Annotated in this window: 16 protein-coding genes; 6 read left to right on the top strand and 10 right to left on the bottom strand. The window is 48.0% G+C overall.

The genetic code is table 11. The features are described 5' to 3' along the window. The first annotated feature begins 4 nt into the window (after positions 1–4). Both K6T23_RS17540 and K6T23_RS17535 read left to right on the top strand, forming a co-directional pair. Positions 5–856 carry a VOC family protein gene (locus K6T23_RS17540; RefSeq protein WP_238282097.1) on the top strand — a complete coding sequence of 284 codons (852 nt, stop codon included), beginning with the start codon at positions 5–7 and terminating at the stop codon, positions 854–856. A gap of 118 nt (positions 857–974) precedes the next feature. Further along, positions 975–1952 (top strand): LLM class flavin-dependent oxidoreductase, encoded by a 978-nt coding sequence (locus tag K6T23_RS17535; RefSeq protein WP_238282084.1) that lies wholly within the window; start codon positions 975–977, stop codon positions 1950–1952. A gap of 23 nt (positions 1953–1975) precedes the next feature. On the opposite strand, the gene K6T23_RS17530 is transcribed toward K6T23_RS17535, so the two are convergent. Further along, complete coding sequence (locus tag K6T23_RS17530) at positions 1976–3058, bottom strand: MBL fold metallo-hydrolase (protein WP_056540955.1); 1083 nt, start codon at positions 3056–3058, stop codon at positions 1976–1978. 808 nt (positions 3059–3866) lie between these two features. After that, on the bottom strand, positions 3867–4289 hold the full coding sequence (locus tag K6T23_RS17525; protein ID WP_056540956.1) for an organic hydroperoxide resistance protein: 423 nt from the start codon (positions 4287–4289) through the stop codon (positions 3867–3869). Positions 4290–4474: 185 nt separating this feature from the next. Between K6T23_RS17525 and K6T23_RS17520 the strand changes: the two genes are divergently transcribed. After that, positions 4475–4909, top strand: coding sequence for a MarR family winged helix-turn-helix transcriptional regulator (locus tag K6T23_RS17520; RefSeq protein ID WP_056540959.1), 435 nt, complete (start codon positions 4475–4477; stop codon positions 4907–4909). 2 nt (positions 4910–4911) lie between these two features. On the opposite strand, the gene K6T23_RS17515 is transcribed toward K6T23_RS17520, so the two are convergent. The 3 genes from K6T23_RS17515 to K6T23_RS17505 form a co-directional block, all read right to left on the bottom strand. Next, positions 4912–5199, bottom strand: a complete 288-nt coding sequence (locus K6T23_RS17515; protein ID WP_056540961.1) for a hypothetical protein — start codon at positions 5197–5199, stop codon at positions 4912–4914. 127 nt (positions 5200–5326) lie between these two features. Next, on the bottom strand, positions 5327–5872 hold the full coding sequence (locus tag K6T23_RS17510) for a flavodoxin family protein (protein ID WP_056540963.1): 546 nt from the start codon (positions 5870–5872) through the stop codon (positions 5327–5329). Between the two features lie 79 nt (positions 5873–5951). After that, entirely contained in the window at positions 5952–6410 is a 459-nt protein-coding gene (locus K6T23_RS17505) for a hypothetical protein (RefSeq protein WP_056540966.1), read from the bottom strand. 95 nt (positions 6411–6505) lie between these two features. Between K6T23_RS17505 and K6T23_RS17500 the strand changes: the two genes are divergently transcribed. The 3 genes from K6T23_RS17500 to K6T23_RS17490 all read left to right on the top strand — a co-directional run bounded on the left by K6T23_RS17500 (position 6506) and on the right by K6T23_RS17490 (position 10588). Beyond that, a complete protein-coding gene (locus tag K6T23_RS17500; RefSeq protein WP_048007084.1) occupies positions 6506–7825 on the top strand; it encodes a DEAD/DEAH box helicase in 1320 nt (439 codons plus the stop codon). A gap of 168 nt (positions 7826–7993) precedes the next feature. Next, on the top strand, positions 7994–9577 hold the full coding sequence (locus tag K6T23_RS17495) for a long-chain-fatty-acid--CoA ligase (RefSeq protein ID WP_238282083.1): 1584 nt from the start codon (positions 7994–7996) through the stop codon (positions 9575–9577). 156 nt (positions 9578–9733) lie between these two features. Further along, positions 9734–10588, top strand: coding sequence for a dimethylarginine dimethylaminohydrolase family protein (locus K6T23_RS17490; protein WP_082529817.1), 855 nt, complete (start codon positions 9734–9736; stop codon positions 10586–10588). Between the two features lie 59 nt (positions 10589–10647). On the opposite strand, the gene K6T23_RS17485 is transcribed toward K6T23_RS17490, so the two are convergent. The 5 genes from K6T23_RS17485 to K6T23_RS17465 all read right to left on the bottom strand — a co-directional run bounded on the left by K6T23_RS17485 (position 10648) and on the right by K6T23_RS17465 (position 15005). After that, entirely contained in the window at positions 10648–10797 is a 150-nt protein-coding gene (locus K6T23_RS17485; protein ID WP_162838965.1) for a hypothetical protein, read from the bottom strand. Positions 10798–10919: 122 nt separating this feature from the next. Next, positions 10920–11234 carry a thioredoxin family protein gene (locus K6T23_RS17480; RefSeq protein ID WP_048013305.1) on the bottom strand — a complete coding sequence of 105 codons (315 nt, stop codon included), beginning with the start codon at positions 11232–11234 and terminating at the stop codon, positions 10920–10922. A 60-nt stretch (positions 11235–11294) separates the two neighbouring features. Beyond that, a complete protein-coding gene (locus K6T23_RS17475; protein ID WP_079515634.1) occupies positions 11295–12392 on the bottom strand; it encodes a Ger(x)C family spore germination protein in 1098 nt (365 codons plus the stop codon). Beyond that, positions 12389–13474 (bottom strand): GerAB/ArcD/ProY family transporter, encoded by a 1086-nt coding sequence (locus K6T23_RS17470; RefSeq protein ID WP_238282081.1) that lies wholly within the window; start codon positions 13472–13474, stop codon positions 12389–12391. Before K6T23_RS17470 ends, K6T23_RS17475 begins: the two co-directional genes overlap by 4 nt. Positions 13475–13493: 19 nt before the next feature. Beyond that, positions 13494–15005 carry a spore germination protein gene (locus K6T23_RS17465; protein WP_048014600.1) on the bottom strand — a complete coding sequence of 504 codons (1512 nt, stop codon included), beginning with the start codon at positions 15003–15005 and terminating at the stop codon, positions 13494–13496. Positions 15006–15126: the final 121 nt, after the last annotated feature.

The following is a 15126-nucleotide window of genomic DNA, read 5'->3' as shown; positions in this document are numbered from 1 at the left end:
CGCAATGGGATTTCATGAATCTCCGAATACGTATGTTGGAAATGTGACAATCAAGGTGACGGATCTAGCGCGATCGCTCTCGTTTTACAAAGAAGTCATCGGTTTTGATGTGTTGGAACAAAGCAGACATAGGGCTGTCCTGACCGCTGATGGGAAGGTGCCCCTTCTTACGATCATCCAGCCGGAAGGAGTGCAGGCAAAGCAGGGGAGAACGACAGGGCTGTATCATTTTGCCATCCTGCTGCCTTCAAGGAAGGAACTGGGCAAAAGTCTCCATCATCTTCTATCGTCCAATATCCAACTCGGATCTGGAGATCATGAAGTCAGCGAAGCCCTATATTTGTCTGACCCGGACGGCAACGGAATCGAAATCTATCGCGACCGCCCATCATCCGATTGGGTATGGAACGGCGATCAGGTCAGGATGGGTACCGAGCATGTGGATGCGCGAGCCGTCCTTGCTGAATCAGATGAAGAGCCGTGGACGGGCCTTCCTGCCGATACGGTCATGGGACATATCCATCTTCATGTGAATGATCTGAAGGCAGCCGAAGCGTTCTACCATGACGGACTCGGATTCGATGTCGTCACCCGCTACGGGGGGCAGGCGATCTTCATGTCGACTGGGCGCTATCACCATCATATCGGGCTGAACACATGGAATGGGACAGGGGCGCCGCGTCCGGCGGAGAACCAGGTTGGTCTGGATGCCTATACGCTCGTATATCCATCTCAGTCAGCTCTCGATGAAGCTGCAGTGAAACTTCGAGCGATCGGAGCGAATGCTGACCAGTCCGAAAACGGGTTCCACACCGAGGATCCGTCAGGAAATAAAATCAAGTTGATCACGATCTAAGAAGAAGGGCTTCCCGTTTTGTACGGGAGCCTTTTTTTGGTTGAACGGATATGAGCAGTTCCGTGTTAAACCACTCATGAACGTGGGATAATGATACAACAAGAAAGGGGCGTGACTCATGAAATTAAGCGTATTGGATCAAACGGTCCGTACCGTAGGAGAAGAGGCGGGGGAGGCGTTCAAACAGACAGGGGAGCTTGCGCGGCTGGCAGAAGAGTGGGGCTATACAAGGTTCTGGGTCGCAGAGCATCATAATACAAACGGCATGGCGGGGACTTCTCCACAGGTGCTTATCTCACATCTTGCGTCCATTACAGAGAGGATCCGGATCGGTTCTGGAGGCGTCCTCCTGCCTCAATACAGTCCGTTGAAGATTGCGGAAGATTTCAAGGTCCTCGAGACGCTTTTTCCCGGCAGGATCGACCTTGGAATCGGTCGATCACCGGGTGGGTCGTATGAGACCAGGATCGCCCTTACGGATGGAGTGAAAAAGAGCATGAACGAATTCCCTCATCAAGTAGAGGCCCTTCAGTCCTACTTGTGGAACCTGGAAGAATCCAAGGTCCGAGCATACCCCATGACAGAAGGACGTGTGCTTCCGTGGATCCTCGGCATCACCCACAGGGGAGCAAGGCTTGCGGCAGAGCTCGGGACAGCGTTCACCTTCGGTCATTTCATCTCACCGGCCAACGGGAAGAGGGCGATGGATCTTTATCATGAACAGTTCCGGCCATCAGCAGGACTTCAGGATCCAAAGAGCAACGTGTGCATTTTCGTCGTCTGTGCCCCGACACAGGAAGAAGCCGAGCGCCTTGCCATGACACAGGATCATTGGCTGCTTGAAGTTGAAAGGGGCATCGACACCCGCATTCCTACGCATGCATCTGCGGAAAGCAGGATTCTGCGACCTTCGGAAATCGAGAAGGTCAAAGAAAACCGAAAGCGGATGCTCATCGGAACTCCCCAGAAGGTGAAAGAAGAGCTGGATATGCTCAGTGAAGTATACAGGACGGACGAGTTCATGATCATCACGAACATAGCCGACTTTGAGGCGAAGAAAAGGTCGTATGAACTGTTGGCCGATGCCATTTTATAAATAAAAGCATAAGGATCAGGTCCTTATGCTTTCCACCAGTGGGGTGTGCCCCTCTCTCCTTTTTCGACTACCAGTCGCTCCCCGATCTTGGGGGTAAGGATAGGGATATTCAATTGCTGGGCAGAGGCGGATACACGTTCGATTGGATCAGTCCAGGAATGGAATGACAGGACGAATGCACCCCAGTGGACCGGAAGCATGAGATTTCCACCCACATCAAGGTGGGCCTGGGCCGTTTCTTCCGGCATCATGTGGACGTCCTTCCAGCGGGGATCATATTGGCCGCACTCCATGATGGTCAAATCGAACGGTCCGTATTGCTCTCCGATTTTCTTGAAATGAGACCCATAACCGCCATCCCCTGAATAAAACACTTTCTTTGATTTCCCCATAATGCACCAGGAACCCCAAAGCGTAGCGTTGCGATCATTCAGGCTCCGTCCTGAAAAATGCCTCGACGGTGTAAAGGCAAGCTTCAGCCCCTTCCAATCCAGTTCCTCCCACCAATCTACTTCTGTAATTCGCGCGGCCTCGACTCCCCAACGTTCCAAATGACTTCCGACCCCGATCGGAACAAAGAATTGAGGGATGTGGTCTTTCAATCGTTTGATGGTGCCATAATCCAGATGATCGTAATGATCGTGTGTAAAAAGGATGGCATCGATGGGCAGAAGATCTTCGGTGGAGAATGGAAGGTCTTTGCTGAACCGGTTTCCTGCAAGCCATGGAAATGGAGTGGGAGCTTTTCCGAACATGGGGTCCAGGAGAAGCCGTTTTCCCTCCAGTTCCAGGAGAGTGGCTGAATGACCGAACCACGTGATGGCTGTCTCGTGTATATGGGTTCCCGGCTTGATTTGGACCATGGGAATGGCCTCTGCAGGCTTCCGTTCCGTGTCTTTTTTTATGAAGTCTTTGAGCATTCCGATGCTGGAGGAAAAGCCGGTGCTCATATTGATTTCTTCTTTATTATAAAATGATCCATCCTTGAATGCTGCGGAAGATTCCACGTGTGTCCTGGAAGGCTTTCTCCCTAGTGGTGGGTAGAAGCGCAGGATGGCGATGGTGGAGATGAGCAGGATGAGGACGATGGTGATGATGGCAGTCATGGCGTCGTTCCTTTCGAGAGTGATCTAGATAGGAAAAGTATAGCTTGATAGGTGTTATTCTGTCCAAGATGGGCGATAGTCAGAAGTGTTGATGGTTATTTTGTACTAAGAATAGTGAGTAGACTGTTCCATTTCGCTGCGGCGGCCGCTTTCCGGCGGGAAGGCATTTGAGCCGCTTCGGCTAGCGCCTCCAGGGTCTCAACCTTGCCTCTGATCCACGCAGGAGTCGGCCGCCTCCGCTTCATTGCACTCTTGGATGGTTGAAGGGAAGTTGTTGCTTCATTCCCAGTATCGAATTCTTACTGTTGAAGTGGGGAGTAGTAATACTAAGACCGTTCCATTTCGCTGCGGCGGCTGCTTTCCAGCGGGGAGGCATTTGAGCCGCTTCGGCTGGCGCCTCCAGGGTCTCAACCTTGCCTCTGATCCACGCAGGAGTCAGCCGCCTCCGCTTCATTGCACTGTTGGATGATTGAAGGGAATCTAATTGCTGGATCAGGTAGCCATACTAAATTCTCTTAAAATCTACCTGATTTATACTGCCCTGAGACACATATTTCTTAGTTAGCAGACCGTTCCATTTCGCTGCGGCGGCTGCTTTCCAGCGGGGAGGTAGCCTGAGCCGCTTCGGCTGGCGCCTCCAGGGTCTCTGATCCACGCAGGAGTCGGCCGCGCCCCTTTATACACGGAATAGGAAAGGGAGGTAGCCCTTTCTTACGTTGCTTGGAGTCAATCAAATTGTATAAAAAGAAAACCCGAGCCGAATCTCATAACGAGAATCGGCTCGGGTTCTTTTTGTGCTTGATATGAATCAGAAGCTTTCTGTTTTCAATTCCACGTCGATGTTGCCGCGTGTTGCTTTGGAGTAAGGGCAAGCTTGGTGGGCTTTTTCGATCAGGTCTTTTGCTTCGCTTTCGTCTACGCCGTTGATGGCAGCTGTGAGGACTACTGCAAGTTTGAAGCCGCCGTCGGTGTCTTTGCCGATGGATACTTCAGCTGTTACGCGTGAGTCGATTTTCTTGCGTTCTTGACGTGCAACCATGTTAAGGGCGCTGTCGAAGCATGCTGCGTAGCCTGCTGAGAATAGTTGTTCAGGGTTGGTGGAATCCATGTCTCCAGATCCGCCGAGGGATTTAGGCATGGCCAAATCAAAATCGATCAATCCGTCGCTGCTTACCACTTTACCTGTACGTCCGCCGTCTGCTGTTGATTTTGCTGTGTATAATGCTTCCATGTTCATTCACTCCTTGAATTTTTTTATTTAATTAGGTTGTGTGCAATTGATAACTACAAAACCTATATTACATCTGTTTGTTTTAGTTGTCAACAATTTAATTGTGTACAATTAAATTTGATGATTTTGTTTTTATTCTGTATGATATCGATAATGAGTTTAAAATAAGAAAGGACATGAAATCCATGAAGGAATTATTGCTTCTTGAGAATCAGATTTGTTTTAAGATTTACTCTGCCGAGCGGGAGATTACGAAATTATATAGAGAACTTCTGGATGAGATCGGCCTCACATATCCACAGTATCTGGCCATGCTGGTCCTTTGGGAGAAGGGTACGGTGACTGTCAAGGAGCTTGGAACACATCTTTTCCTTGATTCCGGTACGCTGACTCCGATGCTGAAAAGGATGGAGGCAAACGGGCTTGTGGAACGCCGGCGTTCTGTTGAAGATGAACGTAGTGTATGTATTACCCTCACACAGGATGGAGAAAACATGAGGGAAAAAGCTGAATGTGTGCCGACCCGCCTCCTTGAGAACCTGGATATGAACCCTGAGGAATTGGTGCAGCTTGATGGCACACTATCAACGATCCTGAAAAAGCTGCGGCATCAGGGATAAGATTATTCGGCTGTTTCCTTCATTCCCCTGTAGGTCAGGAAAGACGTTTTCATGGATGCGAAGCTGCCGATTGCTGCATAGCCATAAAAGAAGCCCATGAAAATCCCGGTGGCAAGATGACCTTTGTGGCTGACGAATACCGATAGGAGAAGTCCGAAGATGATGGCAATCGTCGGAACCCAGAATGGGCGCGGTTTAATGGTGATCTTGATCAACTGGGTCAGGACGATGATGATGGGAATGGCCGTGACAGCATCCCAGAAATTCGTATGGATCGTCGGAAAGTCCATGCATTCTCCACCTCTTCAACAGAATTAGTAGTAGTATAACCGGGTTCCCATGGCTTATTCTTTTGTAAACGTGGAGCACAACGTAAAAAGCCAGGCATTGACCATGCCTGGCTTTTTGAAATGGTGTTTATAGAGATTCCTTGAATGCTTTATTCCAGCGAGCTGCTTTAAGAAGGGATGCTTCGTCATTCAGGATTTCGCCCGGTTTGACACCGGCACCTATGATATAGTCGACAAATTCCATGTTTACGAATTCGCAAATGTAATTGAACTGCTGTACAAGGGGGAGCCCCTTCACTTTGGCGCTGGTACCGCCTGTAATGATGACGTAGGCTTTCTTTTTCTTCAGTTCTTCCTTCAGGTTGAAACGGTCATCGCGAAGATACTGGCTCCAGCGATCGAAGAAGTCCTTCATCGGTCCGCTCATCCCGTACCAATACAGTGGGGTGGCGAATAAAAGGACATCGTGTTCTTCCATGAGGGTGACGAGCTTTTCGTAATCATCATCCACCGGTGAGAACCCTTCAGGCGTGTGCCTGAGGTCGGTGATGGCTTCAATGGTAAGGTCCGCCAGGGTGACGAGGGTGTGATCTGTCCCTTCCACCGCTTTTCGGGCAAGGGTTTCTGAATTCCCATTTTTCCTCGTACTACCCAGCAACGTCAAAATCTTCAATCGAAGTCACTCCTTTTGTGAAATAGGCGATAGTATATTTAGTATGTCAACACACTTTGGGAGGTGTCATTTTCTTTTCTCAGTGACGACGCTTGAAGCCTTCTTCCCGAAGATAATGGGCAGCATCTTCATAGCCACCGAAACTGTCTTCAAGATTTTCCCCTGAATAAATAGTCCAGCGGTCATCTTCTTCCGTGAGCAAAAGGGTATGTCCCTCTGCGTCCATCCAAGTTTGCTCTTCAGGAGGCAGGACTTCTTCTTCCGTGCTCAGGAAGCGGATCGAGTCAGCGATGATTGAAGCTAATTGCTCTTCATCAAAGTCCCTTACATTCACGAGTCCTTTGGCATTTGGCGAATAACCTGGAAGATTGCCTGTATAGACGAAGCCGTTCCCATTCGGGTGAAGGTGGTAAACGACGGTCGTTTTTTCGTACAAGCTGTCTTCGAAGTGATAGTTTACCCTGCCGAGGGATACGTCCTTGCGGGTCAGTTCCTCGAACCCTTCTATAATCGTGCATTTTTGTTCAAACGTCAGCATGTTTCATCCTCATTTCTGTTTTCGATTGTCCCATTATAGCATAGAGCCTATGTATCTTGGTTCGTTCCATGTATAATGGACCAAGAGGTGACAGTATGAATGAGTTTAAAGAGTTAGGCATTGATCAACAGTACATCCAGGCATTGGAAGGGCAGTCCATCACTGAGCCGACCCCGATCCAGAAAGAGACGATCCCCTTGCTTATGGCAGGAAAGGACGTCATCGGGCAAGCCCAGACGGGGACAGGGAAGACCTTGGCCTTCCTGCTTCCGATGCTTCATTCCATAGATAGCAATAAGGACACGATCCAATCACTGATCGTGACTCCGACGCGCGAATTGGCGATCCAAGTCACAGCAGAGTTGAAGCAGCTTCTTGCGGCAACCGAGGAAGACATCAATGTCCTCGCCGTATATGGTGGTCAGGATGTTGAAAAGCAGATCCACAGGCTGAAAAATAAAGCTATCCATGTGGTAATCGGGACTCCGGGACGGATTCTTGATCACGTTCGGAGGGGAACGATCGAATTCATCGATGTCTCGTTCCTTGTACTCGATGAAGCAGATCAGATGCTTCATATCGGATTCTTTGATGAAGTGGAATCCATCATCAGGGAGACGCCATTCACAAGACAGACGGCTTTATTCTCAGCAACCATGTCCAAGGATATCCGCAAGATCGGGAAGCGCTACATGAAGTCTCCAAGCAATGTGGAGATCAGGACAAAGGAGCGGATTGTCGAAGAGATCCGTCAGGAAGTCGTTGAGACAACAGACAGGAAAAAGCTCGATGCTCTCTCCAAGGTGATCAAAGAAGAGCAGCCGTTCCTTGGCATCATCTTCTGCAGGACGAAAAGAAGGGTTTCAAAGCTTTATGGAGAGTTGAAAGCGCGTGGCTTCCTCGTGGACGAGCTCCACGGAGACCTTTCCCAGGCAAAACGCGAAGGCGTAATGAAACGCTTCAGGGAAGTGAAACTCCAGTATCTGATCGCAACCGACGTAGCCGCCCGCGGTCTCGATATCGATGGCGTCACCCATGTGTTCAATTACGATATTCCCCAGGATGTGGAAAGCTACATCCACCGGATCGGTCGTACGGGAAGGGCGGGGAAAGACGGCCTTGCCATCACATTCGTGGCGCTTAAGGACAAGCAGGATCTCCAGACGATTGAAAAGGGACTGGGATTGAATCTTCCGCGCAGGATCGTGGAAGTAGCGTTATCCCAGCCGACTCCTAAGGTGTCGGGCGGAGAGTCCACCAAAGATCGCAGGGAAAAGAACATCCGCGAAAGCCGGGATCGCAATAGGGGGAACCGCTCGAAGGAAAGACCGAGAGCCGGTAAATCCCAAGGTTCTGGTTCTTCACGCCGCGGTGGGGAGCGGAAGAGAAGCACAGATCAAAGAAGAAGTCGATAATGTGAACGGAGGCAATCATGCCTCCGTTTTTTTGCAAGGAGAATCGGATGTAACCGACCGGCATAAAAAAAGGGGGGTCACAGGATTCCCTTTTATAAAACGAAATGATTGAACATTCACATAAATTACCTTATAACTGAATCAAGGACAAAATAAGGGGTTGAGTTCATGCATGTACCATTGGTTTTAACGGATTTTTTGGACAGGGCCGTTGAATTGTACGGTGATAAGGTCGCGGTCATTGACGGGGAGAGGAAGTTTACTTACAGTGATATGAACCGTCGGGTCAACCGTCTGGCCCGGGGATTGAAGAACGCTGGTGTGGAGAAGGGGGATAAGGTTGCTTACCTTGCTCCGAACTCGGTGGAGATGCTTGAAGGATTTTACGGCATATTCAGTGTCGGTGGCATCATGACCCCGCTCAATACCCGTCTGAAACCGGAAGAATACCGGTTCATCCTCACTCACAGTGAAAGCAAGGTACTTCTTGTTGATCACGAGCTCCTTCATCTCGTCGAGCCGATCCTTGATCGGGTGCCCGCACTGGAGAAGGTAGTGGTCCATGGAGACTATAGCGGGAAGCATGCCAATTATGAAGAATGGATTGCTTCTTTCGGAGGGGACACTTTCAAACGGGAGCCGCTTGAGGAGACGGATATTGCCTCCCTTCTGTACACGAGCGGTACCACGGGCGATCCGAAGGGCGTCCTGTTGACGCATCGTACCAACTACCTGCACGCCATGTCTGCTATGCACCATTTACGTGTATCCGACAGGGATACGCTTCTGCATGTCCTCCCCATGTTCCATGTGAACGGGTGGGGCTCACCTTTTTACTATACGGCAAACGGTGCCACACAGGTGATGTTGAGGAAGGTTGATCCTAAGAAGATCTTACAGCTCCTTCATGAACACAACGTAACAGTCATGCATATGGCACCGACTGTACTCAATATGGTATTTGATCAGTTTGAAGCAAACCAAGCAACTGTGCATTCACAAAATGTAAGGGTTATCATTGCCGGTTCTGCCCCTCCGCCTGCCTTTGTCAGGAGAGTGGAAGAGGACCTTGGGTGGGAGTTCGTCCAAGTATACGGAATGACCGAAATCGCTCCCCTTATCACCACATCGGTGATCCGATCAGCCGGAAAGGAAATTGAACGGGAGGACCAATACCGGTTGAAGGCGAAAGCCGGTTATGCCATGATCGGCTCCCGCGTGAAGGTCGTGGATGAACGGGGAAGGGAGGTTCCGCGTGACGGGTTGACGACAGGAGAGATTGTCACCCGGACCAACACGGTGATGGAAGGGTACTTCAAGAATCCGGATGCCACCTCTGCAGCAATCCGGGATGGGTGGCTCCACACGGGAGATATGGCGACGGTGGATGCTGACGGCTACATTGATATTGTGGACCGGAAGAAGGACGTCATCATCAGTGGCGGGGAAAACATCTCTTCCATTGAAGTGGAGGGGATGCTTTATGAACATCCCGCTATCGTGGAGGCAGCGGTCGTCGCCGTCCCCCATGAACGATGGGGAGAAGTGCCTCATGCAGTGGTCGTGGTGAGGGAAGGGACGGAGGTCACGGAAGAAGAACTGATTGCCTTTTGCCGGGACAGGATAGCTCACTTCAAGGTGCCAAAGGGGATCACCTTCACGGATGAGCTGCCAAAGACCGCATCGGGTAAGATCCAGAAGGTCGTGATCCGGAATGCATTTTGGAAAGATCGTGATCGGTTGGTGCAGTAAGGGATACTTTGTCAGACACCCTGCTGAACTCCTTTATGTGGAAAGTCCATTGAGGTATGCTGTGTGAAAGGATCAATGGTTTAATTCGACGTTTTGGATTCATACTAAAAGGGAAAAGGTTCAGGCAGAGAGAATCTTTACTGAAGGGGTGTCACTATGAGTTTACATTTCCCGGTGATGGGGGATTCCATCCATTGCCCGAATGAATATGATCCATTAAAAAAAGTGGTGGTCGTTTCACCAGAGTACATGCACATAGAAGAAATCATCAATGAAACCCAGAAGCATTTCCTGAAAGAAAATATCGATACGGATAAAGCTGTAAGCCAGCACAGGGAGTTCGTCAGGGTCCTCGAAAGCCACGGTTCCGAGGTCATCCATCTAGATCCTTCAAAGGACCTGAACGAGCAGGTGTTCACAAGGGATATCGGGATCTCGATCCATAACCAATTCTTCGTTTCTGCCATGAACACGGAGATTCGCCAGAATGAAGTGATCACTCTGAAAAAATGGCTCGACGAGGAGGATATCCCGTATCATGAGCTGCGTCACTCCATTGAGGGAGGGGACGTTCTTGTAGACGGTGATCACGTCTGGGTGGGAATCAGCGGACGGACCAATGATCTTGCGGCTCAACATTTGAGGAATCAGCTGCCGGACCTCAAGGTGCATACGCTGCCCTTGAAAGAAGGGATCCTTCATCTTGACTGCGTGTTCACGATCATTTCAAGTGAGTGGGCCCTTGTTTATCCGCCTGCCTTCGCTGAGTCCGATTATGAAGAAATCAAGAAGCATTATAACGTCATCACGGTTTCTGAAGAGGAGCAATTCAGGATGGGACCCAACGTCCTTTCCATCGGGGACGGCAAGATCATCAGCCTGACCCAGAATAAAGAGCTGAACCGCCGCATTGCTGCGGAAGGGTTTACCGTACAGGAAGTGGACCTGTCTGAGATCATCAAGTCTGGTGGATCTTTCAGATGCTGTACCCTTCCCCTAATCAGACAATGATGGTTGATATCCATTGAAAGACCGCATCCGAGGTAGTGGGTGCGGTCTTTTCCGTTAGATTATTGGTCTTTATTTGTTTTGTTCTGCTGATCTTTATTATGTTTATTTCCCTTGCTGTTATCGCCACTTGTGATTTCTTTGGCGAATTCAGTTGTTCCACGCTTCGGTGAATTCTGATTCTGGCTCCCATTATTCGGTGATCTGGTCATATCAAACCCTCCTTTATCTATTCAGATTCTTAAGTAGGATTTCCCCACAAAGAAAACCTATTCAGGTCCTGAGGACAAAAAAACCGACCAGATCCGCATGGGTCTGGTCGGCTGTTGAGCTTTTATAAGCTGCTGAGGAATTCGGTTACCTGCTCTGGTGATTTGGCATTCGCACTGTGAAGATGGGCAATCTTTTCGCCATCCTTGTATACCAGCAGGCTTGGAATGCCCATGACGTCGTATTTTTCGGCAAGAGCCGGAAGCTCGTCTTTATTCACATCGTACCATTTGAACTGATTGTATTCAGCCATGATGTCGTCAATGAACATATCCATCCGGCGGCAGTCAGGGCACCAGTCTGCATGGAATTTCACGATGACTGGGTCACCAGAGTTGATGAATTCATAAAAGGTTTCTTCGTTTTTAATGGATTGCATGATGTATTACCCCCTTATGCCCATTTATTATACCGGATAATGAGAGATTGTAAATCGCTTCTACTCGACGGTACCGGCTTCAAGAATTTTGACCTTGGCTTTCACCTTGATGTCGGCTTTGGGATAGATATCTTTTTTCCATTCTTTGATATCGAACCCGCGGACTCCATGCTTTTGGTATTGCCCGATTCCTAATGGGTCGATTCCTTTTTCTTGGAAGGATTTTACCAAAGCAAGGCATTTCTCTTCTATATCCTTTTTCATTTGTGCTTCTACCGCAGCCATTTGTTTTGAACCGAGGAGCTCTCCAGTATATTCTTTAATAATTCCATCAATGGTAACTTCTATTCCCACATTGACTGGGGAGGACTGTCTATCAATCGTGATTTTATGTTTAGAGTATAAGCTGGTTACAGAAGCCTCCACATTTTTTTGAGGTTTCTTCGGATTTTTCCCCATTTTTACGACATGACTGCCCTCTGCCATCCGGTCTACCATGATTTTAAAGAAAAACATTTCTTCATCAGGGATTTTTCCTACTACCTGGTCGTAGCTTAATAAAGCAATTCCTGTGATCTTCACATTTCCATCGTCTGTTTTTTTGACGATTGGGAGATAAGATGATTGCCCTTTCTGATAATAGTCATAAAGGAACATATGAAGATTGGTCTCGGGCAGCTCTCGTTTATTGATATTATGCTGAATGAGGTTGGAAAGATAAATCCCGTTTCCTCGATTTCCATAATTCCCTTGAATTACTTCACCAGCCTCACCTTCTGTAATAATGAGGAATACCCTGGCCCCGACACTGGCATCACGTTGGAGTGAATCTGCGATATCAATAATCCCTTTTTCACTTAGTTTCTCCCCTATTAAAACCACATCAAGCGCTCCCCGGACCAATGGTTGTTGAGCTCTTCTTTCAATTTTTTCTATTACTTCCTGAGTAGACGAGGCTTCTTCAGAGAGGAAACCGTTCTCTATCGTTTTGTCTGGCATATAAATGGGGAAAACAGCCGTACCCCTGATTTTGTTTTCAGAGACGTAATCATATGCTTTGCCGGTTTCTAAGTACAGATCGTCCAAGATCTCTTTCTCTACACAGCCCGACAATACTAGGCAGATTGTACATAAGACCAATGGAATTGCGTATTTCATCTTTTCTTCACCTTCTTCACAACCATTACCAGAACAAAGAGTAGTGGAATGTACAGGAAATTAAAATAAAATCCAGTCTGACCAGAAATTGTATTCAACAGATTGATTTGATCTCTTTTATCAACGAAGGTCAACACACCTAAACATAAAATGCTAATGATGATGAGTGTGTTTCGATGTTTAATAGGGGTTATCCGTTTGATTACCCTACTGGAGCACCAAAGCGTGATGCAAACATTGGGTAGGATTATTAAGCACCAGTTGGCGATTCCTATATACTCAAATCGTTCAACGAATGGCATTTCCACTATTTTCCACATTGATAGTGTAGCCCAAATGGTTTTATCAAGTTGAGCGGGTGCAAAAAATCCAAACGATATAATCGCTATTACCGTGTATATCGTCGTAGTGAAAAATAATCCCCACTGTGAAAATTTCAAGGACTTTTCAGGGTTCTTAATAAAAGGGTAAAGCATGAGTATAGCTTCATATCCCAAGTAAGTAAGGGACATATCTCTCGTTGACAATAGAATATCCTTCACACTGTGATCAAAAACAGGAAGAATATTCCTGAAGTCAGCGTACTTAAACGTAAATACAAATGTCAGGACGAGATAACTAGGAAGAATCGTACCCAGATAGGCTGTGCCGGTTATCGTTCTTACCCCACCATTTACGATATAGTAGGTAAGCAGTAAAAAAAATAAAGAAAAGATGAATGTACTTAAGCGGGGGTACATCCAAACCTGTACTACTTCAATGTAGGAACGGATGATGGTTATAACAAGCATACTGAAGTATAAGGAATATAAAAAAGAGAAGAAGTGACCGATCCATTTACCAAAAACAAAAGAGTTGATTGATACAAGATCACCATCCACGGTTCCCAACATTTTGTACATCATATACATGAGAATCTGAGTGAATGCACCTGCAAGGATAACCGACATCCACCCGTCGTAACCAGCATGTTGCGATATGATCCGTTGAAATCCTAGCACTCCTGTCCCTACCTGGGTAGAGTGTACGAGGAAAAAGGCAAGGCCAGTTGATACTTTGCGGTTTTCAGGTATCGGTTGCATTAATGTTCACCTCCGGGTATCACTCATCAATATCTTTTTTCTTCTTCTTTTTATCTGATTCTTGGAATCGTAAAGGTTTCTGTGTTCGGAGAAATTGGGGACGCATCGTTTGTAAGTTAAAAGGTAACCGAATAAGCGAATCCCTAAGATCCTTTAATCTTGGTGGGTAGATAGGTGCAAGAATGGGACGTCCAAGGGAAGTGAGTTGAAGCAGGTGGCCCATTAAGAGACAGAAACAAAAAACGATGCCAAGGAGCCCCCACAGCTGTGCAAATAATAAAAACGGGAAACGCAGGATCCGGATCGTGTTGCTCATCCGGTAAACGGGCGTCGTGAAGGATGCCAGGGCAGCAAGGGCGACGAGGATCAGGAGGACGTTACTCGTGATACCCGCTTCCACCGACGCCGTTCCGATGACGATACCGCCGACGATACCGATCGTCTGACCGACCTTCGTTGGAAGGCGGGCGCCTGCCTCTCGAAGCAGCTCGATCGTCAACTCAAGGAACAGTGCTTCCAGAATCGGAGGCAGCGGTACTTCCTGACGCGATGTGACCAGGGTTGCCGTCAAGTCCTTCGGGATCAGCTCATAATGATAGGTCAGGGCAGCCACGTAAACCGGGGTGATCAAGACTGAGAACGCCACGGCAAATACACGTACAAGCCTGAAGAATGAGGCAATGGAGAAATTGAGGAAGTAGTCCTCATATGCTGAGAAAAATTCCACCAGGGTGGTCGGTCCGATCAGCACATGGGGAGACCCGTCGACCATGATCCCGATCTTCCCTTCAGCAAGGACCGAAGCCACCCGGTCGGGCCGTTCCGAATCCAGCAGCTGGGGAAAGGGGGAGTAATTATTGTCAGCGATGATCTGTTCGATAAAGGAGCTGTCCATGATCTGATCGAAATCGATGGCCTGAAGACGATTCTTTACAATCTCGACGTTGGCTTTATCGGCAAGACCGTCCAGATAGACCAGGGCCACACGGGTATGGGTCATGGAACCAATGTTCATTTCATCCACTACCAGTTCCTTGATCGGAAGCTTCCTCCTGACAAGATTGATGTTATCGCTCAGGTTCTCAACGAATGCTTCCTTCGGGCCGACGACGCTGAATTCCACTTCAGGTTGTGACACTTCACGTCCCAACTCATTCTTCGTGGCAATGAATGCGAAGGATTGTCCGCTGTTCATTTTCAGGAGCGTATACCCGTTAAACAGCTTCTGCTCGATGTCTTCTTCCTTTTTTGAAATCTGGATGTCGAGGATGGGTACAAGGGTAACCAGATCATCGATGGAGTGGAATTCTTTTGATAATAGTGAAGGCAGGACATCCTCCTGAAGGATCTTCGGATCGATCAGGGTGGTGATGAAGAAAAGACTGAACTCCGAACCTGTGAACGGGTTCTTATAGTGGGCTTCCTTGAAATCTGCGGATTTACCGGCGGTCTTGGCCACTGTTTCAAAGCTTTGTTTCTTTTCATTTTTATTGGTGTTTTTCTTTTTTTTAGATTTGAAAAATGGAAACATGCTGATCCCTCATATCGATGTTTGTCTAGGGAGTAGTGTTTCCGAATATAGAAGAATTATGAATGAATAAGGGGAATCGAGCGTGAAACAAAAAAACGACCAAAAGGAGGTTTCCTTTTGG

It is taken from the genome of Rossellomorea marisflavi (genome assembly GCF_022170785.1).
Classification (GTDB): domain Bacteria; phylum Bacillota; class Bacilli; order Bacillales; family Bacillaceae_B; genus Rossellomorea; species Rossellomorea marisflavi_B.
Note: the sequence above shows the minus strand (reverse complement) of the source record. Positions and strands in the feature narration are given on the sequence as shown.